19 protein-coding genes, 1 tRNA gene and 1 pseudogene are annotated in these 24638 nt (G+C 42.2%); 4 read left to right on the plus strand and 17 right to left on the minus strand.

Annotated features, from left to right (window positions below; genetic code table 11):
- The first annotated feature begins 4 nt into the window (after positions 1-4).
- Positions 5-1525, plus strand: a complete 1521-nt coding sequence (locus tag FTT70_RS04320; RefSeq protein WP_180168324.1) for a hypothetical protein — start codon at positions 5-7, stop codon at positions 1523-1525.
- A gap of 94 nt (positions 1526-1619) precedes the next feature.
- A complete protein-coding gene (locus FTT70_RS04325; protein ID WP_180168325.1) occupies positions 1620-2765 on the plus strand; it encodes a hypothetical protein in 1146 nt (381 codons plus the stop codon).
- A gap of 140 nt (positions 2766-2905) precedes the next feature.
- Here the strand turns inward: FTT70_RS04325 and htpG are convergent, their stop codons facing one another.
- From htpG to FTT70_RS04350, 5 genes are all read right to left on the minus strand, one after another.
- A complete protein-coding gene (htpG, locus tag FTT70_RS04330; RefSeq protein ID WP_180168326.1) occupies positions 2906-4822 on the minus strand; it encodes a molecular chaperone HtpG in 1917 nt (638 codons plus the stop codon).
- A 94-nt stretch (positions 4823-4916) separates the two neighbouring features.
- Complete coding sequence (locus FTT70_RS04335) at positions 4917-5261, minus strand: lysozyme inhibitor LprI family protein (RefSeq protein WP_131260954.1); 345 nt, start codon at positions 5259-5261, stop codon at positions 4917-4919.
- Positions 5262-5434: 173 nt separating this feature from the next.
- Positions 5435-6028 (minus strand): OmpW family protein, encoded by a 594-nt coding sequence (locus tag FTT70_RS04340; RefSeq protein WP_131260957.1) that lies wholly within the window; start codon positions 6026-6028, stop codon positions 5435-5437.
- Between the two features lie 573 nt (positions 6029-6601).
- Positions 6602-7978 (minus strand): Na+/H+ antiporter family protein, encoded by a 1377-nt coding sequence (locus tag FTT70_RS04345; protein ID WP_131260959.1) that lies wholly within the window; start codon positions 7976-7978, stop codon positions 6602-6604.
- A gap of 106 nt (positions 7979-8084) precedes the next feature.
- Positions 8085-8960: an alpha/beta fold hydrolase gene (locus tag FTT70_RS04350; RefSeq protein ID WP_131260961.1), complete on the minus strand. Its 876-nt coding sequence runs from the start codon at positions 8958-8960 to the stop codon at positions 8085-8087.
- 121 nt (positions 8961-9081) lie between these two features.
- Between FTT70_RS04350 and FTT70_RS04355 the strand changes: the two genes are divergently transcribed.
- Together FTT70_RS04355 and FTT70_RS04360 are read left to right on the plus strand one after the other, a co-directional pair.
- Entirely contained in the window at positions 9082-9567 is a 486-nt protein-coding gene (locus FTT70_RS04355) for a DUF4442 domain-containing protein (RefSeq protein WP_131260963.1), read from the plus strand.
- 209 nt (positions 9568-9776) lie between these two features.
- A complete protein-coding gene (locus tag FTT70_RS04360) occupies positions 9777-10628 on the plus strand; it encodes an alpha/beta hydrolase (RefSeq protein WP_096902328.1) in 852 nt (283 codons plus the stop codon).
- 102 nt (positions 10629-10730) lie between these two features.
- On the opposite strand, the gene FTT70_RS04365 is transcribed toward FTT70_RS04360, so the two are convergent.
- The 12 genes and pseudogenes from FTT70_RS04365 to FTT70_RS04420 all read right to left on the minus strand — a co-directional run.
- Complete coding sequence (locus FTT70_RS04365) at positions 10731-11087, minus strand: DNA transfer protein p32 (RefSeq protein WP_096902329.1); 357 nt, start codon at positions 11085-11087, stop codon at positions 10731-10733.
- Positions 11088-11196: 109 nt separating this feature from the next.
- Positions 11197-11757: a hypothetical protein gene (locus FTT70_RS04370; RefSeq protein ID WP_180168327.1), complete on the minus strand. Its 561-nt coding sequence runs from the start codon at positions 11755-11757 to the stop codon at positions 11197-11199.
- A 151-nt stretch (positions 11758-11908) separates the two neighbouring features.
- A complete protein-coding gene (rpoC, locus tag FTT70_RS04375) occupies positions 11909-16108 on the minus strand; it encodes a DNA-directed RNA polymerase subunit beta' (protein ID WP_096902331.1) in 4200 nt (1399 codons plus the stop codon).
- Positions 16109-16266: 158 nt separating this feature from the next.
- Complete coding sequence (gene rpoB / locus FTT70_RS04380; protein WP_180168328.1) at positions 16267-20355, minus strand: DNA-directed RNA polymerase subunit beta; 4089 nt, start codon at positions 20353-20355, stop codon at positions 16267-16269.
- Between the two features lie 307 nt (positions 20356-20662).
- Positions 20663-21034: a 50S ribosomal protein L7/L12 gene (gene rplL, locus FTT70_RS04385; RefSeq protein WP_004975779.1), complete on the minus strand. Its 372-nt coding sequence runs from the start codon at positions 21032-21034 to the stop codon at positions 20663-20665.
- A gap of 48 nt (positions 21035-21082) precedes the next feature.
- Positions 21083-21589 (minus strand): 50S ribosomal protein L10, encoded by a 507-nt coding sequence (gene rplJ / locus FTT70_RS04390; RefSeq protein ID WP_096902333.1) that lies wholly within the window; start codon positions 21587-21589, stop codon positions 21083-21085.
- A gap of 321 nt (positions 21590-21910) precedes the next feature.
- Positions 21911-22606, minus strand: a complete 696-nt coding sequence (rplA, locus tag FTT70_RS04395; protein WP_004975774.1) for a 50S ribosomal protein L1 — start codon at positions 22604-22606, stop codon at positions 21911-21913.
- 3 nt (positions 22607-22609) lie between these two features.
- Positions 22610-23038 carry a 50S ribosomal protein L11 gene (gene rplK, locus FTT70_RS04400; RefSeq protein WP_004975771.1) on the minus strand — a complete coding sequence of 143 codons (429 nt, stop codon included), beginning with the start codon at positions 23036-23038 and terminating at the stop codon, positions 22610-22612.
- 116 nt (positions 23039-23154) lie between these two features.
- Positions 23155-23688, minus strand: coding sequence for a transcription termination/antitermination protein NusG (gene nusG, locus FTT70_RS04405; protein ID WP_004975770.1), 534 nt, complete (start codon positions 23686-23688; stop codon positions 23155-23157).
- Positions 23689-23695: 7 nt separating this feature from the next.
- Positions 23696-24136, minus strand: a complete 441-nt coding sequence (secE, locus tag FTT70_RS04410) for a preprotein translocase subunit SecE (protein WP_004975769.1) — start codon at positions 24134-24136, stop codon at positions 23696-23698.
- 73 nt (positions 24137-24209) lie between these two features.
- A tRNA-Trp gene (locus FTT70_RS04415) sits at positions 24210-24285 on the minus strand.
- Positions 24286-24336: 51 nt separating this feature from the next.
- Positions 24337-24638, minus strand: a pseudogene (locus tag FTT70_RS04420) (elongation factor Tu); the annotation flags it as partial.

A 24638-nucleotide genomic window follows, 5' to 3' on the forward strand; every position in this document is an offset into this window, starting at 1 on the left:
ATCAATGAATACACTAGAAAAATCACTGTTGATTAAAGAATTACGCGACTTAATTGATGCTTTAACGCATAAAAGACTCAGTCTGTATGAAACAGCCAAAGCCAAAGCACGCATTAAAGAAATTTTTATGCTGTGCGATAAACCGATTTTTCAAAAACAGTTGCTCACATTTAAAGCCTCACAAAATCCAATTCAAACTGCGGTAACTTTTGCAGAACAAAGTTTATATGCACAATCTTTTCGTGGCGTATTTACACAACTTGAAGCACTTGAAACAGTACTTTATCAACAGCCTGAAGCAGGTTGGGCGATTTTGTATCAACCGAGAGCAGGTTGGCAAATTTGGTTAATTCCTGCTGCTGACCGCACTGCTTTACTAAGTGAGTTTCAAGATTTAGAGCAGGTCTATCGCTGGATGTTGGAACAGCAGCAACAATATCACTGCCTTCAAACCGATGCAGAACTCAAGCAAGCTGCTGTGCTAGAAGCTGCTCAAACTGTAACGATAGAAGCAGCACAAACTCAACCAATTTTTGCCACTGTAGACCCAGAAGAAAATAAAGCTGCAGATCCGCCAATTCAATTTGACTTTATTACAGACCACATCGCTACAGAAGAAGTTGCCTCGTCTGATACTCAAGTTGTGGACGTGGCTAAAGATGAACTTACAATTGAACCGACAGCAGACCAAACGATCATTTCCAATGCAACATTGGATATAACTCAGCCTGATGCAACGACAATAGATACTGCCCAGATGACGGCTGGCACGCAAAAACCAAGCGTCAACCCAGCTTATAATCTATTGTTAAGCCAATATAGTTGCCCCATTTCTGCGCTCAATCTTAGCCAAAATGAGTCAGCACAGTTGTATCGGGTCTTTTTGCCTGAAGCGCCAGAAGTCACGCAATATGCCGATGTATTGGTGCATTTGTCTGATCCCGAAGAAGATCAGCAACAGGTGTTGGCGCGTGCGGTATATTTGGCAGAACAAACCAATACGCAAGGACGCTTTATTAAATATGTGGTACTGCTTGGCGCATTAGATCAAATGCAAGCGATTCGTTTGACTCAAAACTTTTGCCAACAGTTTGAACATGAAATTGCAGCAATACGTGAAATTTCTTGGGAAAAATTACAAGAACATTTATTTGATTTCGATCAGCTTTTTCAATGCTATAGTCATGATGCTCAAATCGTGTGGCAGCAAGAGCATTATTTTCCTTTCATTCCAATACAGCACATTCAAACTACTAAGTTTATTCAGTTTGAAGAAAGTGAAGCACAGAGTCATACCCCTTTGATTTTACTGAAAGAACGACAAAAAATTCGTGTGATTCATGGTCAAAAGCGCTTACAACTGTCCCGTACTGAACAAGCTATACCGCACATTTTATTAGATCGACAACAAGGTATTAGTTGGCAAATGATTCAAAAAGTCATCTCCCAATTACAGCAACCGATTGATGCTTTGCAGTTATGCCAAGCACTTCAAATGTATCAAGAAAAAGAGGTTTCTGCCTAAAAACTGCCGTTTATATTATGATTTTGTAGCCAAGTCTTGCTTTTATCTCATAGATTTTCAACACTAACAAAAATGGCTTAAAGATCAGTAAATAATGTCAAGAATAAAGCACACATCGCCTTTTATATTAAGCTGTCTCTTAAGTGGGGTCGCAGGCATCACTTTTGCACAAGAATCAACTCAAGCAGTGGATCAAGCCCATACGCCACTGCCACCTTATGAATTGCTTGTCGCTCCGCCAAGTGCAGCAGATAAAAACGGTTTTTATTACACGATTCCACGTTGGATTGATGCTACACCGACGGTGTTACCCGAACAATCCAATGAACCCATTGTACCTGCCACCGCAGAAACGGAACATTTAACTTGGTTCGATCAACGTCAAAAAAATATTCGCAACTGGGCAGATAAAACAGCACATAAACTGGATAACTGGTTTGGTGAACCAAGTCCTGAACAGCCTGCCTCAGCCACTTTGCGGGTTTTGGTCGATAGCAGTTGGGATAAGCATAATGAATATGAAGTCAAACCTCGTATTCGCGGGAAAATCAAACTGCCTACGCTTGAAAATAAACTCAGTGTGGTCTTTGGTGATGACTCGCTCGATAACGAATTGCAAAATAACGTCGCCATTACCAACGAAAACCCAGCGCATGATGCAGACAAAACTGTAGACAGCAAACGTAGCCGTGAAGACAACAGTTCTCTGGCATTACGTTGGTCGAACTTTGCCGAGCGTCTACCTTTTGAAACAGATGTCGATTTAGGGGTACGTTCTGGCGATGATATTTATCTGCGTTTAAAAGCCTCTAAAGACTGGACTTTGGAAAATGATTTCTCTTTTCATGCCGAACAAATTTATCGTTATGGCATCGACAGTGAAAATTATCTCAGAACCAACTTGGAGCTCACGCACGCACGCCCCAATCAGGCTTTCTTGTCCAATCAATTTAGCCTGACCTATGCCGATGAACAAGATGATGATTTGGTTTGGGACAACTACACCTTTAGACAACATCAATTCTTTGCAGGCAACCGCTTTAACTATGGCATTTATACAGGCGGTTATTATCACGATGATGACTTACGTTTAAATCGTTGGGGGCCATTTGTCTCTTGGCGTCAACCATTTTTACGTGAATGGTTCTTTATTCAGGGCGATGTCAATTATTTAAATGATGATCGCGCAGATCGTAATCATTATCTCGGTGCTTTAGTGCGTTTAGAAGCCATTTTCTAAACAGGTAACATCTACAATCAAGCCAAATTAAAAAACCAAGTCTTGCGAACAGGACTTGGTTTTTTTGCAAGATGATTTTGCAAAATGACGATGCATTATTTGGACAACGCATCATCAATCACGTTCGTGTAAAAATAGTCTTACTTTAACAGTAAGCTATTAATACGTTTCACATATTCCGCTGGGTCTTCAGGCAAGCCACCTTCAGCAATCACAGCTTGATCAAAAATCACATGCGCCAAATCATCAAATTGATTGGAGTCCTGTAATTTTTTCACCAAAGGATGCTCTGGGTTGATTTCCAAAATTGGCTTCATATCAGGTACAGCTTGCCCTGCATCCTTCAACATACGAATCAATTGTGGTGACAGTTCACCTTCACCTGTTACCAAACAAGCAGGGGAATCAACCAAACGTGTAGTCACACGCACTTCTTTGGTTTTACCGCTTAAAGATGCAGACAATTGCTCAACCACAGGTTTAAATTGTTCTGCAGCCGCGTCTAAAGCTTTCTTCTCTTCAGCATCTTGTAGATCGCCTAAATCAACCGCACCTTTAGATACGTTTTGCATTGGCGTGCCATCAAACTCCTGCACAAAGTTCATCGCCCACTCGTCTACGCGTTCTGCCATCAACAACACTTCAATGCCTTTTTTCTTAAACAACTCCAACTGTGGAGAATGCTTTGCTGCGTTCAAGTTGTCTGCCGTAACGTAGTAAATGGCTTTCTGACCTTCTTTCATTCGCGCTTTATAGTCCGCCAATGAGGTACTGATGTCATCATTACTTGAAGTAGCGTAGCGTAATAATTTCAGGATACGTTCACGGTTGCCAAAGTCTTCGCCTAAGCCTTCTTTTAAAACTGAACCAAATTCTTGATAGAATTGCTTAAATTTTTCTTGGTCTTTTTCATCTTCAGACTTGGCTAAATTGTCCAACATGGTCAACACACGACGGGTATTGCCTTCGCGGATGGTTTTCACATCACGGCTTTCTTGCAATAACTCACGGCTCACGTTCAATGGCAAATCGGCGCTGTCCACCACACCTTGTACAAAACGTAGATAGTTCGGGATCAGGTTGTCTGCCTCATCCATAATAAATACGCGCTTCACATACAATTTAATCCCCGCTTTGGCTTCACGAGTAAAAATGTTGTGCGGTGCTTTACTTGGCACATACAACAACTGGGTGTATTCAGTACTGCCTTCAACACGGTTATGCGCCCATGCCAATGGTGCGTCAAAATCGTGGCTGAGGTTTTTATAAAACTCAATGTACTGTTCTTCACTAATTTCGTTTTTATTGCGCGTCCACAACGCACTGGCCGAGTTAATTGCTTCCCACTCATCAGTTTTCACATACTGACCTGCTTTCGGTGTTTCACCTTCAGCTGCTTCTTCTTGCTGCCATACTTCTTTCTGCATTTGAATTGGCAAACTGATGTGATCAGAGTATTTATTGATGATCTGCTTAACTTTGTAGCTTTCTAAATAATCCAGTGCATCTTCACGCAAATGCAAAATAATATCGGTACCCCGTTCTGCTTTGTGAATTTGCTCGACATCAAACTCGCCCGTACCCGCACTGCTCCAACGCACGGCTTCATCTGCAGCCAATCCCGCACGGCGTGATTCAACGGTGATTTTATCCGCCACGATAAAACCCGAATAGAAACCCACACCAAATTGACCAATCAATTGCGCATCGGCTTTTTGATCGCCCGTTAATTTAGACATAAAGTCTTTGGTGCCGGATTTGGCAATGGTACCCAAATGCTCAATTGCTTCCTGTTGGCTTAAACCAATGCCGTTATCTGAAATGGTTATGGTTTTCTGATCTTGATCTAAACGAATACGCACACGTAAATCAGGATCATTTTCATAATATTCAGGATGATTGATACCCTCAAAACGTAATTTGTCGCAGGCATCTGATGCGTTAGAAATCAGTTCACGTAAGAAAATTTCAGGGTTGGAATAAAGAGAATGGGTCACCAAATGTAATAACTGCGCCACTTCGGCTTGGAAACTGTGTTTTTGGCTTTGCTCGCTCATTCATCACTCCTTAAATTCATAAACATGGTTATTGTTGGATGTGTTAATGAATTGGAGTGATTACCAGATTTTTCAAGCCTAAACCCAGAAAAATTTAAAAAGGCGCACGTTGATAGACCTGATTTAAATGATACTCTAATTTCTGCTGACGCAAATTATACACTTGGGTTAAACAATCGACGGAAGCGCCACAACGATCACGCAACTCTAACCAACGCAGTTGTTCATCACGAATTTGTGAGCGCGTCCCCATAGCGACCAAACGGCTGACGATACGATAGGTGGTGGCCATTTTCACATCGGCATCATTGACCGCACGATGTTCACAAATGGCATGTTCCGTTTGTGTTTTGGCTTTCTCACAAGAAAAACTCGCCGCATGCCCTGCGACACTCAGCATTAAACCAAGACACACAAACCAACCGTATTTGATCAACATGAATTAATTCCTTTTTTTATCGTTCTTTACTTTATCTTTCAGACTGTAAATGAACATGGCATATGCTCTCAATTTTTTCATTCGCTACATTTGTTATTTTTTGCAATAAAAAACCCCATCATAAAGATGGGGTTGCGCTGATTTTTATTATTATAAAGAGCTACATTTTATAATTAGAATTTGTAGCTATAACCGATGGTGTACACCATTGGGTCGATGTCTAAATCGAATTTATGGTTACCTACATCAACTAAAGTTACTTCAGGACTCAATTGTGCATAACGTGCATCAACGAATACACCCCAGTTTTTCGCATCAGCTGGCTGGAAGTTAAAACCGATTTGGCCTGCAAAACCAAAATCTTCTTTAACTTTAACTTTACCTAATGCATCTGATTTTTCATCCCATGCAACAAATGCAGTACCACCTACACCAATGTATGGTGTAAAACGGGTTGCATTTTTAAAGTGATATTTCGCTGTTAACGTTGGTGGTAAGTGTTTGATTTTAACAGCAGACTCGCCTTCCACCAAAACATCATGGCTAATCGGAGTTGCAAGCAATAATTCTGCAGAGATATTGTCATTAAAGAAATATTCTACAGATGGGGTAAATGCATACTCATGATCAGCCTCAACATTAAGACCTAATGTTGTACTATCTTGGGTTGGAGAAATAACCGAACCACCAACTTTAACTTGCCATTGACCTGCCATAGCAGAAGCAGACATTCCCATTAATGCAATTAGAGCAACATGCTTTAACATTTCAAAACCACCTTTAGAATAAAAATCTTAACGCTTAATTAATATTAAACATGACCACTATTAATATGCAACACATATTAAACATAATATTTTAATTATTTTATAAGCTATTCATTATTATATAAATTTATTTTAAATAGACTAAATTACTTGGTTTTAAAACCCGAGTTAATTAATAGAGTTTATATTATTATTTCCCGACTATATTACTCAATTTTATTTAAAAAATATATTAAAAGGTTTATTTAAAATACATCTTATATTTATTTAAAAATTAAAACAAATTTATTTTAAATAGATTGATTCACTCGGGTTTTATATTTTCAAAAAATAAAAAACCAATAAAAATTATTTAAATTAAATAAAGAGAATTAAAATCATCTTCATTCTAATATTAGAAGTTAATTACAACGAAAATGAATCATTCTGTTTGAAGATTTTAAATCGTGTATTGAGATTCAATCGGCAGATGCAAGGATGAATTTGAGAAAGATTCTTCTTGTCGTTTTAGCACGATGCTGCAACGTGCCCAACCTATTCTGAACACGTGTGCTTACAAATTTTGGTGATGATTTACAGCACCATCGCTGCAATCCAGCCAAAAATAATCAGTGGAATATTAAAGTGAATAAAAGTCGGTACCACACTGTCTTTCATGTGGTCGTGCTGCCCATCCATATTTAAACCCGAAGTTGGCCCCAAGGTTGAATCCGATGCTGGAGAACCCGCATCTCCTAAGGCTGCTGCTGTACCAATAATCGCAATGGTTGCTGCAGGGCTAAAACCGAACTGCAAACATAAAGGCACATAAATAATCGCTAAAATAGGCACGGTAGAGAAAGATGAGCCAATCCCCAAGGTGATTAACAAACCAATCAATAACATTAAAAATGCAGCCAAAGCTTTGCTATTGCCAATCCATTCCACCGACGCTTCTACCAAAGCAGGCACTTGATTAGTCGCTTCAATCACTGAAGCGAAACCTTGTGCAGCAATCATAATAAAGCCGATGAGTGCCATCATACGCATACCTGTAATGATCACATCATCTGCTTCTTTCCATTTGAAAATTCCCGCACAGCTTAAAATGGCAACACCCACCAAACCTGCCAGAATCATCGAATCTGAATACAATTGCACCGCCAAGGTTGCAATAATCGCAAACACTGCCATCCACAAGGTAAATTTTGCAATCTGAGGCGCTTGTAGGGTTGGCGCGGCGGTATTTGCATTGAGCTCACTCGAAATGCTTTGAGTACGTGCTACCTGCACATCTAGATAGTGTCGTGGCTTGCGATAACTTACAAATAACGCAAACAATAGACCAATAAACATCCCAAATACAGGAATAAACATAGCAGAAGGAATATCTTCATTTTGAATGGCAAAACCATACGGAGCACCAAAGGTGTTGATATTGTGCGCCAAAATATCATTCAGGAAGATTGCACCAAAACCGACAGGAACAAACATATAGGTGGCAACCAAACCAAAAGTCAGCAAACAAGCCACTGCACGACGGTCTAAGTTTAAATGATTGAAAACACTTAATAAAGGTGGAATCAATACAGGAATAAATGCAATGTGTACAGGGATTAAGTTCTGTGAAAATACCGCTGCCAAAGCCACAGTAAAATAAATCAGATATTTAACGCGGTTCTGTACCTTAGTATTACTGCTACCTGTTAAAGTGCGAATCAGTTTGTAGGCCAATAAGTCAGGCAAACCTGAACGTGCCAAAGCCAAAGCAAATGCACCTAAAATACCGTAAGCAAGGGCAATTTTAGCGCCACCACCTAAGCCATTATTAAACGCATCTAAAGTGCCTTGTAAGCCTAAACCAGCCAGTAAACCACCTGAAACTGCACCAATAACCAAGGCAAAAACCACAGGCACACGAGCCAACGACAATCCGAACATGATTGCAATGGCAGCAAGAATTGCGAACATAAGAGATGAAATTCAAAAAAGAAGCTATTTTATCAGAGATTATGAAGATTGGAGTTGACCAAACATTCAACTCCGACAAATGAATCTAAGTATGATCAAGCAAAAATCACTGATTTTCATGCTTATAAGCAAAGTCACGGATAGCTGTAGCAACAGCTTGTGGCTGACTAAGAATTGCCCAATGATTGGCAGCCAACTCTACACGTTGAAAATCATCTACCCAAAGCGACATTTCATCAATCAATTCAGCACCCACAAATTGATCATATTTCAAGACAATAGCTTGCACAGGACAAATTGCATAACGTTGACGCGGCTTTAATAAACGTGGGATAAAATTGGCACGATATAAATTGACGCCATAGCGCCCATCTTTGCGGATATTAGGATTGACCGGAATATCTTGATCGCGTTCTAAGCGCATCACTACCTGACGCCATTGTTCAGGTTGAAAGAACTGCCAAACTGTAGGCGCAAGTGCAGGAAGTTGAAAGGCAGCAATATACCAAGATTTACGCATTTGTTTGAAAAATTTAATTTTATTTTCAGAAAACTGCTTACGCATCCAGAACGCTGCATGATCCAAACATGGGCCTGAAATACTGCTGTACGATAAAATTCGTCCCTTTAATTCTGGATCCGTCACTGCTTCCCAAGACTGAATTGAACCCCAGTCATGAGCTGCCAAGTGAAATGCACGCTGCCCCAAAACGGCATTAGCAACAGTCATTAAATCTGCAGCCAATTGAGCCAAGCTATAGGCACGAATGGATTTGGGAATGGAGGATTGTCCCGCACCACGTACATCGTAACTCACCACATAAAAATCTTGCACCAACACGGCAATCACCCGTTCCCAGACTTCTTGGTTATCTGGATAGCCATGCACCAAAATCAGTGCAGGTGCTTTTTTTTCGCCCCAAGTTTTGACATAGAGCTGTTGTCGATCAGAGGTTTCAATCCATTGCGTTTGCGCTTGCATAAACATCCTGTTGGTTTTTATTGACACGATTGCTGTTGAGAATAACAAAATATGCCATAGGTTTGCTTAAATTTCATACTAATATAAAAGACAATCTGCTCTAGGCTCTATGAAATATCACATGAACCTCATCAAAAAATTGCAGCAACTTCCTATCGTTTCTAAATACTTTTTAAATCGGTACCCACCCTATCGGGGTGCAGGTATTGAAATTGATCAAATCGATTTAGCCAACCACCATGTCCGTGTCAAAATGCCACTCACTCGCAAAAATCAAAATATTGTCGGCGTACATTTTGGCGGCAGCCTCTATTCCATGGTAGATCCATTTTATATGTTAATTCTGATGCATCACTTGGGTTCAACATATATTGTTTGGGATAAAGCGGCAACGATTCATTTCCTCGCCCCAGGACGCAGTACGGTGTATGCCGATATTCGCCTAAGTGCCGCTGAAGTCGAGGAAATCAAACAGATCGCAGAAGACTATGCTCCTCTGACACGTCAATATACGCTCAATATTATCGATGAATCAGGTGTACGAATTGCAGAAGTGCATAAAACGTTATATATCCGACGTAAAAAGCCCAAAGCCGTAGCAACGTAATTTTTAGCTCACATAAAAACGCAGAATCTAATGATTCTGCGTTGTTGGTAATATTATTTTAATCAAAAGACAAAAAGATCAATGTCACCGACAAACTTCTCTACTCTTTTTGAGCAGGTATGAATTAATTAACAGTATTACTGTTGATACATCAGTGGATCATAAAAATTATAAACATTGATAGTATTTAAAATTAAAGGATCATTAAAATGAAAAAAAATCTTGTGCCAATCTTTTCCCTACTTTGTTTCTATTCATCGACATCCCTCCATGCTTTGGTGCCGAATACATTTACCAAAGTCCAGACTTTGAAAAATGTGGCTTATGGATCTCATCCTCAACAAGTGATGGATGTCTATTTCCCTGCCAAAGTACTCACAGATCAAACACCAGCCCCGCTCATGATGATGGTCCATGGCGGTGCTTGGAAAATGGGTGATAAAAATCATGCTGCTGTGGTCAAAAATAAGCTGAGTTACTGGACCAAGCAAAACTGGATTTTTGTGTCTATCAACTATAGATTAGTTCCAGATGTGACCGTACAGCAGCAAACTCAGGATATCGCCCAAGCGCTTATTTATATCCAAAATCAGGCACCGCATTGGCATGCTGACTCAAAACGCTTGGTGCTGATGGGACATTCTGCGGGCGCACACCTGGTCAGTCTATTAACCGTTCGCCCCCATTGGCTGGCACCCCAGCCACAGCCTTGGCGTGCTACAGTTGCTTTAGATAGCGCGGCTTATGATATAGAAAAGATAATGCAAACACGTCATGCACGTTTTTATGATCAAGCCTTTGGTGATCAACCTTCCAACTGGAAAGCCCTTTCTCCGATAGCTCAGCTACATCAAGCTTTACCTGCATTTCTCGCGGTGTGCTCAACCATCCGTGCAGATCAACCCTGTACTCAAGCTCGACAATTTATTCAACAAGCACAGAAATTCGGAACTCAAACCCAGTTATTGCCTGTCCGACTTTCACATGCTGAAATCAACAAGTCATTGGGACAAAATAATGCTTATACTCAAGCAGTCAATCAATTTATCCAAACGCATTAATTTTTCAGCTAGCGCATAAAAAACGCAGAATCATAAGACTCTGCGTTGGATGTACTGAAATATAAATACTTCAGTAGGATGGCATGGCTGTTCGTATTCAGATTAACGCTTTTGCTCGATGGCTGCACCAGCACCACCACCAACAGCACCACCGATTGCAGCGCCTGCATTACCACCTATCACTTCTTTACCTAAAATTGAACCAATCGCACCGCCAATTCCACTATAGGTTGCGTTACGGTTAGAACCATCTTGGGTTTTACTTCCAACTGCTGCACCTGCACCTGCGCCTGCTGCTGCACCAACACTACCACCTACGCTGTTACCCGCTGCGCCACCAACGGCACCGCCTAATGCTGCTGCACCAATACGTTGGTCATTTGAACTCATGCTCTCACAACCCGCCATTAACATGGTCGATACAGTTGCAACTGCCAATACGCTAAATACTTTTTTCATCGCGATGTCTCCCCGCTGTTGTTGATTTTAAGTGTAGTGCATCTTGCGGCATCAACTTTGAAAAATCTGTTACCAAGCACAGTAAGATATGAGTATTTCTGTAAAATGCTTAAGGCATCATAAAGGATTCTGTACCCTCTTCTTCAAGTACCACCACATCACGTGTGGTTTTACCATCTTCAGTAAACACAGCATGAGAAACTGTTTCTTTGCTTTCAGGCGTTTTGACCCGATCCAGTTTTAATGTGCGATGAATTGGCGCCTGCCCCTGCTTATATTCCATGCCTTCTGCATCAATCGTTTTCACTTCAGAAATGACTTTACCATCCTGCTTTAGGGTTTTATTCAACTCAATTTTTGAGGTTGGTACAATCACCCCACCTTTTTGAATCACAGGAATACCCAATTGTTTCTCTGAAAACTGTGCTTGATCATCATCAAAAACAACTTCCTTTGCCACAATATCTATACCCTGATTGCTCACTTCAAAAATCGTGGCTTCTACATGGCGTATAGGCTTTTCACCTGTCACTGTACGAATCACTTCAGTTTTTAGAATAGGCACAATGGCTTTGTCTTTCACCACAATGCTGTTTGGCATTGGTGCAGCCGAAACAGACACACTCAGTAGCATTGCCGATAAACACAGTGTCAGTCCTCTAAATTGCATAAGCTATCCCCTTAGTTTTCTTGATATTTTTAAATTGTTCTTAATTCACTATATGCAATATTGCGGCTTTATTAAAGCAAAATATGCAACTAAAACGTTGGCAAAAAAAAGACGCCTCGAAAGGCGTCTTTAAATGATGCTTTAAAACGAATTAGAGATCGTTAAATTCATCGCTAAATGCTTGGCTTAATGCTTGATCTACATCAGAGAAATCATTCACTAATGCCAATTCAGCAGCTTCAGCTTCTTGACGACGACGCTCTAAGTGGTAAGCAAGACCCGTACCTGCTGGGATCAAACGACCCACAACAACGTTCTCTTTCAAGCCACGTAAATCATCTTCTTTACCTGTTACAGCCGCTTCAGTTAACACACGTGTAGTTTCCTGGAACGATGCAGCAGAAATGAACGAGTCTGTTGAAAGCGATGCTTTGGTGATACCCATCAATTGACGTTCAAACTTCGCTGGGAACTTGTTTTGTGCAAGTACAGCTTGGTTTTCTTGTACCACGCGAATGTAATCCACTTGTTCGCCTTTGATGAAGCTCGTATCGCCACCATCGGTGATTTCAACTTTACGCAACATTTGACGCACGATGACTTCAATGTGCTTATCGTTAATTTTTACACCTTGTAAGCGGTAAACGTCTTGAACTTCGTTCACGATGTAGTTGGTTAATGCCACTTCACCTTTCAAGCGTAAGATGTCATGTGGGTTTTGTGGACCATCAGAAATGGTTTCACCACGGTTCACATGCTCACCTTCAAACACGTTGATGTTACGCCATTTTGGAATCAACTCTTCGTAAATCTCAGAGCCATCATCTGGTGTAATCACTAAACGGTTCTTACCTTTGGTTTCTTTACCAAAGCTCACGATACCTGACACTTCTGCAAGAATCGCATGCTCTTTTGGTTTACGTGCTTCAAATAAGTCTGCAACGCGTGGTAAACCACCGGTAATATCACGAGTACGTGAAGATTCTTGTGGTACACGACCAATAACGTCACCCACACCGATATTTTCGCCATCACGGACAGAAAGAATCGTGTTCTGTGGCAAGAAGTAGAACTGTTCGCCACCATCCACAGTGTCTAATACCACAGCAGGACGTAAGTCTTTACCTGACGCAGGACGTGAAGTCACTGGCAAGATTTCAACTGTGGTCATACCTGTTGCATCATCAGTTTTCGAGGTTGCAGTCACGCCATCAGCAATTTGGCTGAAACGGATTTTACCCGCAACTTCGGTCACAAGTGGATGCGTGTGTGGATCCCAAGTCGCCACAATACCGCCAGCTTCTACCGCTTCGCCATCTTTGAGCAAGATTGACGCACCGTATGGCAGTTTATAACGCTCACGCTCACGACCTAACTCATCGGCAATACCAATTTCACCTGAACGTGAAACAGATACCAAGTGACCTTTAGCGTGTTGTACAGTTTTCACGTTATGGAAACGTACTGAACCTTTGTTACGCACTTGTACGCTATTGGCTGCAGAAGTTCGGCTTGCCGCACCACCCACGTGGAATGTACGCATGGTTAACTGTGTACCTGGCTCACCAATCGATTGAGCAGCCATTACACCCACAGATTCACCTGGATTCACCAAGTGACCACGTGCTAGGTCACGACCATAACACTTCGCACATACACCAAAGGTCGATTCACAAGATACCACTGAACGTACTTTTACTTCATCGACACCTTGCTCTTCTAAGAAGTTAGCAAGTTTTTCATCAATGAGTGTGTTACGTGGCAGAATAACTTCGTCTGAACCCGCTTTCTTCACATCTTCTGCAGTTACACGACCTAATACACGCGTACCAAGGTTTTCAATGACATCACCACCTTGAATGAATGGTGTCATCACTAAACCGCCATAAGTACCGCAATCTGGCTCAGTAATTACCAAGTCTTGTGCAACGTCAACCAAACGACGTGTCAAGTAACCTGAGTTCGCTGTTTTCAATGCGGTATCGGCCAAACCTTTACGCGCACCGTGAGTTGAAATGAAGTACTGAAGTACCGTCAAACCTTCACGGAAGTTCGCTTTAATTGGCGTTTCAATGATCGAACCATCTGGTTTCGCCATCAAACCACGCATACCCGCCAACTGACGAATCTGTGCCGCACTACCACGCGCACCTGAATCCGACATCATGTAGATCGAGTTGAATGATTTTTGCTTCTCGTCTTCACCCTGTTTGTTTTTCACAGTTGTGAATGACAAGTTGTCCATCATCGCTTTAGCAACTTGGTCGTTGGTACGTGCCCAAATATCGACCACTTTGTTATAACGCTCACCCGCAGTTACGAAGCCTTGCTCGAACTGTTGTTCAATTTCACGAACTTCAGTTTCTGCTTTTTCAATAATTGCTTGTTTTTGTGGTGGAATAACCATGTCTTCCATACCCACAGAAACACCTGAACGTGTCGCTTGACGGAAGCCCAAGTACATCAATTGGTCTGCAAAAATAACCGTGTCTTTTAGACCTAATTTACGGTAGCAAGAGTTGATTAACTTTGAGATGTTCTTTTTGTTCATCTCTAGGTTAATTTGCTCGAAGCTTAAACCTTCAGGCACAACTTCCCAAAGCAAGCAGCGACCTGGTGTCGTATCTACAACAATAGTTTGTTGCTCACGCTCACCATTTTCATTGATTACGGTTTGGTGTACACGTGCTTTTACGCGAGCGTGTAAGTCAACTTGACCCGTTGCAAGTGCACGGTTTACTTCGTGCGTATCTGCAAACACCATGCCTTCACCTTTGGCATTGATTGCATCACGCGTGATGTAATACAAGCCCAAGACAACGTCCTGAGATGGTACGATGATTGGCTCACCGTTCGCAGGAGACAAGATGTTGTTGGTCGACATCATTAACGCACGCGCTTCTAATTGCGCTTCAAGTGTTAATGGTACGTGTACCGCCATTTGGTCACCGTCGAAGTCAGCGTTGAACGCAGCACAAACGAGTGGGTGTAAACGGATGGCTTTACCTTCAATCAGGATCGGTTCAAATGCTTGAAGACCTAAACGGTGAAGTGTAGGCGCACGGTTCAACATCACTGGGTGTTGACGAATCACAGAGGCAAGTACATCCCAAACTTCTGGGGTTTCGCGCTCAACCATTTTCTTCGCAGCTTTAATGGTGGTTGCTTGACCTGAAGCTTGTAATTTTGCAAAGATGAATGGCTTGAACAGTTCAAGTGCCATTTTCTTCGGAAGACCACACTGGTGTAAACGTAGGTTTGGACCAACGGTAATCACCGAACGACCTGAATAGTCAACACGCTTACCAAGTAAGTTTTGACGGAAACGACCTTGCTTACCTTTGATCATATCTGCCAAAGATTTAAGCGGACGCTTGTTTGAACCTGTGATTGCACGACCACGACGACCGTTATCTAACAAGGCATCAACAGACTCTTGTAACATACGTTTTTCGTTACGTACGATGATGTCTGGCGCTGCAAGGTCAAGAAGACGCTTCAAACGGTTGTTACGGTTAATCACACGACGATAAAGATCGTTCAAGTCAGAAGTCGCAAAACGACCACCTTCAAGTGGAACCAACGGACGAAGATCTGGTGGAAGTACAGGCAGTACATTCATCACCATCCATTCAGGCTTGTTGTTCGACTCTTTGAACGCTTCCATCAACTTCAAACGCTTAGAGGCTTTTTTCAGCTTAGTTTCTGAAGTTGTTTGTGGAATTTCTTCACGTAAACGAGCAATTTCAGCTTCAAGATCGATGTCTTTTAACAAGTCTTGAACTGCTTCAGCACCCATTTTCGCAGTGAATTCATCACCATGCTCTTCTAGAGCATTGAAGTATTCTTCGTCATTGAGAAGTTGATATTTCTCAAATGGCGTCATACCTGGGTCAGTAACCACATAAGATTCGAAATACAATACGCGCTCGATATCACGTAAAGTCATATCAAGTAATAAACCAATACGGCTTGGTAATGATTTCAAGAACCAAATGTGTGCAACTGGAGAAGCAAGTTCGATGTGACCCATACGCTCACGACGAACTTTTGCAGTCGTTACTTCAACGCCACATTTTTCACAAATGACGCCTTTGTATTTCATACGCTTGTATTTACCACACAAGCATTCGTAATCTTTTACTGGACCAAAAATTTTGGCACAGAATAAACCATCACGTTCAGGCTTAAACGTACGATAGTTAATGGTTTCTGGCTTTTTAACTTCACCGTGAGACCATGACTTAATCATTTCTGGTGACGCAAGACCAATACGGATGCGGTCAAACTCTACTGGAGCATGACCGTCTGAATCCGTCTTTTTGCGCATGATATCGAGCAAGTCTTTCAATTTTTTTCTCCGTGTGCTGGGAGGCTGTTTTCACATCCCAACTGGGTCACAAATATTGTTTTTTTAACTGAGTTTTAATCCCCCTTAATCCCCCTTTTTCAAAGGGGGAAAAGTCCCTCTTTTATAAAGAGGGATTTAGGGAGATTTAATGGAGATGCTTAGTCACCATTTTTCAGTTCAATGTTGATACCTAAAGAACGGATCTCTTTGGTCAATACGTTAAACGATTCAGGCATACCTGGGTCCATATAATGGTTACCATCTACAATGTTCTTATAGATACGGGTACGACCTTCAACGTCATCCGACTTCACAGTGAGCATTTCTTGAAGCGTGTATGCAGCACCGTATGCTTCAAGTGCCCAGACTTCCATCTCACCGAAACGCTGACCACCGAATTGTGCCTTACCACCCAACGGCTGTTGCGTTACAAGTGAGTAAGAACCTGTAGAACGTGCGTGCATCTTGTCATCCACCAAGTGGTTGAGTTTGAGCATGTACATATAACCTACAGTCACTGGACGGTCAAATTTCTCGCCTGTACGACCATCGTACAACACGGTTTGACCAGAACGTGGTAATTCAGCCAGTTCAAGTAATTCTTTAATTTGACCTTCTTCTGCACCATCAAATACAGGAGTAGCCAACGGAACACCTGCACGTAAGTTGCCAGCCAATACCAAGATTTCATCATCAGTTAAGCTGTCAAGATCTTCTTGCTCGCCACCAACTTTGTTATAAATCTTGTCTAGGAACTCACGTAGTTCAGCAATTTCACGTTGTTGTTTGAGCATTTTATCAATTTGCTCACCCAAACCTTTGGCTGCCATACCCAAGTGTGTTTCAAGAATCTGACCCACGTTCATACGCGATGGTACGCCTAGTGGGTTCAATACGATATCTACTGGTACACCGTTAGCATCGTGCGGCATGTCTTCTACAGGCAAGATGTTTGATACAACACCTTTGTTACCGTGACGACCCGCCATCTTGTCACCCGGTTGGATGCGACGCTTAACAGCAAGATAAACTTTAACAACTTTCAACACGCCCGTAGTGAGTTCATCGCCTGTAGAAAGCTTACGTTTCTTCTCAGCGAATTTCTCATCAATTTCAAAGCTCTTCTCTTTCAAGAAAGTTTGAATTTGAGTTAAACGCTCAGCAATTGCTTCATCACTTGGTTGAATTTCAAGTAGATCAACTAACTCTAAACCAGACAACACATCTTCAGAAAGTTTGTCGCCACGTTTAGTTGTACCGCCACCGTTAGATTCTTGACCTTTTAATAAGCGGATAATACGTTCACGCGCTGCTTCTTCAAAGATTTTGTATTCTTCTTTCAAGTCTTTGCGGTATGCATCAAGTTGTGCTTTTTCAATCGCTTGTGCACGTTCGTCTTTTTCTAGACCATCACGGGTAAAGACTTGAACGTCAATCACAGTACCTTTAGTACCTGATGGAACGCGCAATGATGAATCTTTCACATCTGCTGCTTTTTCACCGAAGATTGCACGAAGCAATTTTTCTTCAGGGGTTAACTGAGTTTCACCCTTAGGCGTTACTTTACCAACAAGAATGTCGCCTGCAGTCACTTCAGCACCAATGTAAACGATACCAGACTCGTCTAGTTTAGACAGTGCAGCTTCGCCCACGTTTGGAATATCAGCTGTGATTTCTTCCGCACCCAATTTGGTATCACGTGCAACACATGACAATTCTTGAATGTGAATCGAAGTTAAACGGTCTTCTTGAAGTACACGCTCAGAAAGCAAGATCGAGTCTTCGTAGTTATAGCCATTCCAAGTCATGAACGCGACACGCATGTTCTGACCGAGTGCAAGCTCACCGCCATCTGTAGATGGACCGTCAGCCAATACATCACCACGACCTACCTTATCACCCATCTTCACCAAAACTTTTTGGTTAATACAAGTGTTTTGGTTTGAACGTGTGTATTTGATCAGGTTGTAGATATCTACACCTGCTTCACCCGCGATCATTTCTTCTTCGTTCACACGAATGACTACACGTGAAGCATCGACATATTCAATACGACCACCACGGTTTGCAATCACACATACACCTGAGTCATGTGCTACGTTCGCTTCCATCCCTGTACCCACAAGTGGTTTATCAGCGATAAGCGTCGGAACAGCCTGACGTTGCATGTTCGATCCCATCAAGGCACGGTTGGCGTCATCGTGCTCAAGGAATGGAATCAGTGATGCTGCTACAGATACAACCTGCTGTGCAGAAACGTCCATGTGCGTCACGCGCTCTGGCGGCATACGCACGAAGTCACCTTGGTGACGTACAGATACGAATTCTTCTGTTAAATTGCCATCTTGGTCTACGCTTGAGTCCGCTTGCGCAATGATCGTGCCCACTTCTTCAATTGCAGATAAATACTCAACCTCATCGGTTACACGACCATCAACCACTTTACGGTATGGCGTTTCCAAGAAGCCAAAATTATTACATTTTGCATAAACAGAAAGCGAGTTGATCAAACCAATGTTTGGACCTTCAGGCGTTTCAATTGGACACACACGACCATAGTGAGTTTGGTGTACGTCACGTACCTCAAAGCCTGCACGTTCACGTGTCAAACCACCTGGACCAAGCGCAGATACGCGACGCTTGTGGGTAATTTCAGACAACGGGTTGTTTTGGTCCATGAACTGAGACAATTGGCTTGAACCAAAGAATTCTTTGATTGCAGCAGCCACTGGCTTCGCATTGATTAAATCTTGCGGAGACAGGTTGTCTGTTTCAGCTTGTGACAAACGCTCTTTTACAGCACGCTCAACACGTACCAAACCAACACGGAATTGGTTTTCAGTCATCTCGCCCACTGAACGTACGCGACGGTTACCCAAGTGGTCGATATCGTCGACTTCACCTTTACCGTTACGGATTTCGATCAATGTTTTAAGTACATCGGTAATGTCTTCGTTAGACAAAATACCTTCAACTTCACGTGATTTCTGATCTGTACCCACTTCGTAAGGACGACCCAAACGACGGTTGAACTTCATACGACCTACTGGCGATAAATCATAACGCTCAGAAGAGAAGAACAAGTTATTGAACAGATTTTCAGCGGCTTCTTTCGTCGGTGGCTCACCTGGACGCATCACTTTGTAGATTTCTACCAAAGCATCTTCACGACCAACAGTTGTATCTGCACGTAAGGTGTCCGCAATGAACGAACCACGGTCGATGTCATTGGTGAATAGGATGTTAAATTGTTTAACACCACCTTCTGCAAGTTTCACCATGATTTCATGGCTTAACAAGGTGTTTGCAGCAATCACATCGCCATCTTTTAGCTGGATGTCTTCTGCAGTAATATGTTCGTACAAGTACTCATCAGGAACTGAAAGCTTCTCAAGACCAGCTGCTTCCATTTGACGTACGTGACGCGCATTAATGCGTTTACCTTGCTCAACAATCACTTTGCCGTCAGTATCAGTGATGTCAAATTGTGCCATTTCGCCACGTAAGCGTTCTGGGACAAGGTCAATTTGGTAGCTACCCATGTCTAAATAGACAGGTACTTTCTCAAAGAACAAGTCTAGGATTTGTTCATTGCTATAGCCCAATGCACGCAACACTACAGTCGCAAGCAATTTACGACGACGGTCAATACGCACATAAACGAGGTCTTTGGCATCGAATTCAAAGTCTAACCATGAGCCACGGTAAGGAATAATGCGTGCTGAATACAACACTTTACCGCTCGAGTGGGTCTTACCTTTATCGTGGTCAAAGAACACGCCTGGTGAACGGTGTAATTGAGAAACAATTACACGCTCAGTACCGTTAATCACAAAGGTACCGTTATCCGTCATCAATGGCATTTCGCCCATGTAGACTTCTTGCTCACGCACATCTTTGATTGATTTCGTTTCACGATCTTTAATGATCAAACGAATTTTTACGCGCATTGGTGCCGCATAAGTTGAGCCGCGAAGAATACACTCACGTACATCAAACTCAGGCTTACCAAGACTATACTCAACAAATTCTAAAGCAGCATTGCCAGAATAACTTTCTATAGGAAAAACTGAACGAAATGCGGCTTGGAGACCGATATCTTCGCGGCTTTTTGGAGTTTTGCCATCTTGAAGGAAAGTACGGTACGAGTCGACTTGAATCGAAAGCAAGTACGGTGCATCCATTACTTGGGGCAATTTACCAAAATTCTTACGGATCCGTTTCTTTTCGGTATATGAGTATGCCATCTGGAGTCCTCGGAAAGTAAACTAAACCCGCCTGCAGAACGGGTTTAGAAGGAATTACGCAGGCCGATATGGCCACCACTCTTTACAAATGCTGCAATTTTTAGTGGTATTAAAACGCTTAACAATATTTTTAAATGTGGAAAAATATTGGTAAGCGTTTGATTTTATTGATTTATATTGTTTTCGATGGTTTTCCCATCATTCAAACAAAAATCGAGCCGATAATTGTAACGCAAAAAGGCTGATGACCCAAGAGCCATCAGCCATTTTTTGGAGTCGATTATAAAAAAATCGACTCCCCTTAAGATTACTTAAGTGTAACTGTAGCACCAGCTTCTTCAAGTTTCTTCTTAAGCTCTTCACCTTCTTCTTTAGAAACAGCTTCTTTGATCACTGAAGGAGCGCCTTCAACGATGTCTTTAGCTTCTTTAAGACCAAGGCCAGTAGCTTCACGAACTGCTTTAATTACAGCAACTTTGTTCGCACCGAAAGAAGTCAACTCAACGTTGAATTCAGATTGCTCTTCTGCAGCAGCAGCGCCAGCGCCTGGAGCAGCAGCAACAGCAACAGCAGCAGCTGATACATTGAATTTCTCTTCAAAAGCAGAGATAAGTTCAACAAGTTCAAGAACAGTTTTTTCAGCAACTGCGTTTAAGATTTCTTCGTTAGTTAAAGCCATGAGAATAACTCCAAATGGAAATTGAATGGTGTGGAAATAAATTTAAGCTTATGCAGCTTCTGACTCGTTTTTCTCTTTGAGCGCAGTAATAAGGCGACCCAATTTCGAAATAGGAGCTTGAAGAACGTTTGCAAGCATAGTAAGCGCTTTTTCTTGGTTCGGAAGATTCGCAATTACGCTAACTTCAGCACCTTGATAAAGTTTGCCGTCAAATGCAGCAGCTTTAAGTTCAAATGCTTTATTCGTTTTAGCGAATTCTTCGAACAAGCGTGCAGCTGCACCCATGTCGTCTTCAGAAGTTGAGAAAGCTAAAATTGTTGGGCCAACAAGGTTGTCGTTCAAGATCGTGAATTGCGTATCTTGAAAAGCACGTTTAGCCAAAGTATTACGTACAACACGTGTAGTAACACCTAATTTACGCGCTTCAACACGTAGAGCCGTTAATTGCTCAACGCTCATACCTTGATAGTCAGCAACAACAGCAGAGAACGCTTTAGAAGCAACTTCGTTAACTTCTGCTACGATCTGTTTTTTGTCTTCGATAAGAAGAGCCATTGTAAAACCTCCTAACGGTGATTTATGTGCTTACCTGAAGCACACTCCCAATTCGTAAATTCATTGCTGAACTTACACGCGGAGGAGGAATAAATCACACCACCGCGTCTACCCAGGCTGGAAGATTAAGAAAGCAGCATAAAACTACTCTCGCCTGAGGTCTTTGACGCTGATAAATTCTCATTTACCAATTCAAAGTCCGCCTGAATGTCCCCCTCTCCTGCTAGGAGAGGGTTAGGGAGAGGTTTAACCCTCATCCCGACCTTCTCCCAGAGGGAGAAGGAGACTTTTCAGGACTTTAAAATTCTTTCTAAGTCAGACTTAGTTAGAAACGTTCTGTACATCAATAACAAGACCAGGACCCATAGTAGAGCTCAAAGTGATCTTTTTGATGTATACGCCTTTAGAAGTTGCAGGCTTTAACTTTTTCAAGTCAGCAACTAAGGTTTCAACGTTTGAACGAACTGCTTCAGCAGTAAAGCCAACTTGACCAATCGCAGCGTGGATAATACCCGCTTTGTCTACACGGTAACGCGCTTGACCTGCTTTTGCATTTTTAACTGCAGTCGCAACGTCAGGAGTTACAGTACCCACTTTAGGGTTTGGCATTAAGCCACGTGGACCAAGAATCGTACCCAACTTACCTACTACGCGCATTGCATCCGGAGCTGCAATCACAACGTCAAAGTCAAGGTTACCCGCTTGAATGCTTTCAGCTAAGTCGTCGAAACCAACTACGTCTGCGCCTTCAGCTTTAGCAGCTTCTGCAGCAGCACCTTGAGCGAAAACAGCTACACGTACAGTTTTACCAGTACCTGCAGGAAGTGTAGTCGCACCACGAACAACCTGATCAGATTTACGTGGGTCAACACCTAGGTTTACCGCAACATCCAAAGATTCTTTGAATTTAGCAGCAGGAAGGTTGTTTAGAACTTCAACTGCTTCTTCCAAAGTGTAAACTTTGTTTGCTTCTACAGCAGCAGCAATGGCTTTTTGACGTTTAGTTAACTTTGCCATGTCTTATAGCTCCACATCCAAGCCCATAGAACGTGCAGAACCAGCAATGGTACGCACACGTGCTTCTAAATCAGCACCAGTTAAATCTGGTTCTTTAGTAGTCGCGATTTCTTCTAATTGAGCACGAGTCAACTTACCAACTTTGTTTTTGTTAGGTACAGCTGAACCCTTTTGAATGCCTGCAGCTTTCTTAAGAAGAATTGCAGCAGGAGGAGTTTTCATGATGAATGTGAACGACTTGTCGTTGTACACAGTGATCACTACAGGAATTGGCAAACCTGGTTCAACTTTTTGTGTAGCAGCATTGAATTCTTTACAGAATGCCATGATGTTAACACCACGTTGACCTAATGCAGGACCAATTGGTGGAGATGGATTCGCTTTACCAGCTGGAACTTGCAGCTTGATATAGCCGTCAATCTTCTTAGCCATTTCAAATTACCTCTGGGTACAAACGCCGCTAGGCTCCCCAATATTTTAAGTAACGATACCGTTACAACAACAATGCCCGATTCATCATAAATCGGGCGTTTTCCAACCACTCAAACTTAAACGGATTTTTCGACTTGACGAAATTCCAGCTCAACCTGAGTAGGTCGATTAAATACATTAATTGTCAACGTTAAACGTGACTTCTCGTATTGAACTTCTTCCACCACGCCTTTAAAGTCGGTGAATGGACCATCAATCACAAGTAATTCTTCGCCTGGTTCAAACATCGTCTTCGGACGAGGTGCTTCACCAGTATTGCGTACACGTGCAAGAATCGCGTCAGCTTCTTTTTGCGTAATTGGGGCAGGCTTTTCTGCTGTACCACCAATAAAACCTAAAACTTTTGGACACTCTTTAACAATGTGCCAAGTTTCATCGTTCATTTCCATTTCAACCAATACATAGCCTGGAAAGAACTTACGCTCTGACTTACGTTTCTTACCATCCTTCATTTCTACCACTTCTTCGGTAGGAACAAGGACTTCACCAAAGCTATCGGCAACAGCGCTACGCTGGATTCGATCATTAAGCGAACGCATCACTTGTTTTTCATAACCTGAGTAGGCATGAATAATGTACCAACGTTTCATAGCTCTTTTACCCGATAATTAACTTGATTGCCCAGCCTAACAAATAGTCAAAACACCACAATACAATTGAAGTGACTACAACAACAATCAATACATGCCATGACGTTGTTACAGTTTCCTGTTTAGTAGGCCAAGTGACTCGACGTAACTCAATACGTGAATCTTTAAGCAAACGAACAAAGCCTTTGCCTTGATGGGTGGCGTATAATAAACCTAAAGCCACAACGATACAAGCCAAAATTACCCCAACACGCACCCAAATATCATTGGCTGGTGCCCAATACGCAGGAAGATGCTGATTCACCATCATCGAAGCAATGAATAAAATCAAAGCGATACCCCACAACACGTAGTCTAATGGAGAACTCGATTGAACAACTTCAGCAGAATTATTTCTTTGAGGGATTGGCGCGTCGCTTAATGCGTCACGCGATTTATCATTCGACATTTTTGTACTCGTCGTAGAATTCGCGACTTATTATATGACTAGATTAGCCGACATCAAGCTTTTTTAAAAAAAGTGGCAGGCCAGGAGGGACTCGAACCCCCAACATTCGGTTTTGGAGACCGACGCTCTACCAATTGAACTACTGACCTACAAAACAGAACGAGAGCCAAAGCTCTCGACCTGTTTAACACATTCTATAATTATGCTGTTACTTTAGCAACAACACCCGCACCTACAGTACGACCACCTTCACGGATCGCAAAACGTAGACCTGGGTCCATTGCGATTGGGTGGATTAATTCTACTGACATTTCAACGTTGTCACCTGGCATTACCATTTCAACGCCTTCTTTCAACTGGATTGCACCAGTTACATCAGTTGTACGGAAATAGAATTGTGGACGGTAACCGTTAAGGAATGGAGTGTGACGACCACCCTCTTCTTTAGAAAGTACGTATACTTCCGCATCGAATTTAGTGTGTGGCTTGATTGTACCTGGCT

The organism is Acinetobacter sp. YH01003 (assembly GCF_013420525.1).
In the GTDB taxonomy this organism is placed as follows: Bacteria; Pseudomonadota; Gammaproteobacteria; order Pseudomonadales; family Moraxellaceae; genus Acinetobacter; species Acinetobacter towneri.

What these genes read in the sequence shown, in the direction of transcription:
- FTT70_RS04320 (WP_180168324.1), top strand. Translation starts at nt 5, where the DNA reads ATGAATACACTAGAAAAATCACTGTTGATTAAAGAATTACGCGACTTA.
- FTT70_RS04325 (WP_180168325.1), top strand. Translation starts at nt 1,620, where the DNA reads ATGTCAAGAATAAAGCACACATCGCCTTTTATATTAAGCTGTCTCTTA.
- htpG (WP_180168326.1), bottom strand. Translation starts at nt 4,822, where the DNA reads ATGAGCGAGCAAAGCCAAAAACACAGTTTCCAAGCCGAAGTGGCGCAG.
- FTT70_RS04335 (WP_131260954.1), bottom strand. Translation starts at nt 5,261, where the DNA reads ATGTTGATCAAATACGGTTGGTTTGTGTGTCTTGGTTTAATGCTGAGT.
- FTT70_RS04340 (WP_131260957.1), bottom strand. Translation starts at nt 6,028, where the DNA reads ATGTTAAAGCATGTTGCTCTAATTGCATTAATGGGAATGTCTGCTTCT.
- FTT70_RS04345 (WP_131260959.1), bottom strand. Translation starts at nt 7,978, where the DNA reads ATGTTCGCAATTCTTGCTGCCATTGCAATCATGTTCGGATTGTCGTTG.
- FTT70_RS04350 (WP_131260961.1), bottom strand. Translation starts at nt 8,960, where the DNA reads ATGCAAGCGCAAACGCAATGGATTGAAACCTCTGATCGACAACAGCTC.
- FTT70_RS04355 (WP_131260963.1), top strand. Translation starts at nt 9,082, where the DNA reads ATGAACCTCATCAAAAAATTGCAGCAACTTCCTATCGTTTCTAAATAC.
- FTT70_RS04360 (WP_096902328.1), top strand. Translation starts at nt 9,777, where the DNA reads ATGAAAAAAAATCTTGTGCCAATCTTTTCCCTACTTTGTTTCTATTCA.
- FTT70_RS04365 (WP_096902329.1), bottom strand. Translation starts at nt 11,087, where the DNA reads ATGAAAAAAGTATTTAGCGTATTGGCAGTTGCAACTGTATCGACCATG.
- FTT70_RS04370 (WP_180168327.1), bottom strand. Translation starts at nt 11,757, where the DNA reads ATGCAATTTAGAGGACTGACACTGTGTTTATCGGCAATGCTACTGAGT.
- rpoB (WP_180168328.1), bottom strand. Translation starts at nt 20,355, where the DNA reads ATGGCATACTCATATACCGAAAAGAAACGGATCCGTAAGAATTTTGGT.
- rplL (WP_004975779.1), bottom strand. Translation starts at nt 21,034, where the DNA reads ATGGCTTTAACTAACGAAGAAATCTTAAACGCAGTTGCTGAAAAAACT.
- rplJ (WP_096902333.1), bottom strand. Translation starts at nt 21,589, where the DNA reads ATGGCTCTTCTTATCGAAGACAAAAAACAGATCGTAGCAGAAGTTAAC.
- rplA (WP_004975774.1), bottom strand. Translation starts at nt 22,606, where the DNA reads ATGGCAAAGTTAACTAAACGTCAAAAAGCCATTGCTGCTGCTGTAGAA.
- rplK (WP_004975771.1), bottom strand. Translation starts at nt 23,038, where the DNA reads ATGGCTAAGAAGATTGACGGCTATATCAAGCTGCAAGTTCCAGCTGGT.
- nusG (WP_004975770.1), bottom strand. Translation starts at nt 23,688, where the DNA reads ATGAAACGTTGGTACATTATTCATGCCTACTCAGGTTATGAAAAACAA.
- secE (WP_004975769.1), bottom strand. Translation starts at nt 24,136, where the DNA reads ATGTCGAATGATAAATCGCGTGACGCATTAAGCGACGCGCCAATCCCT.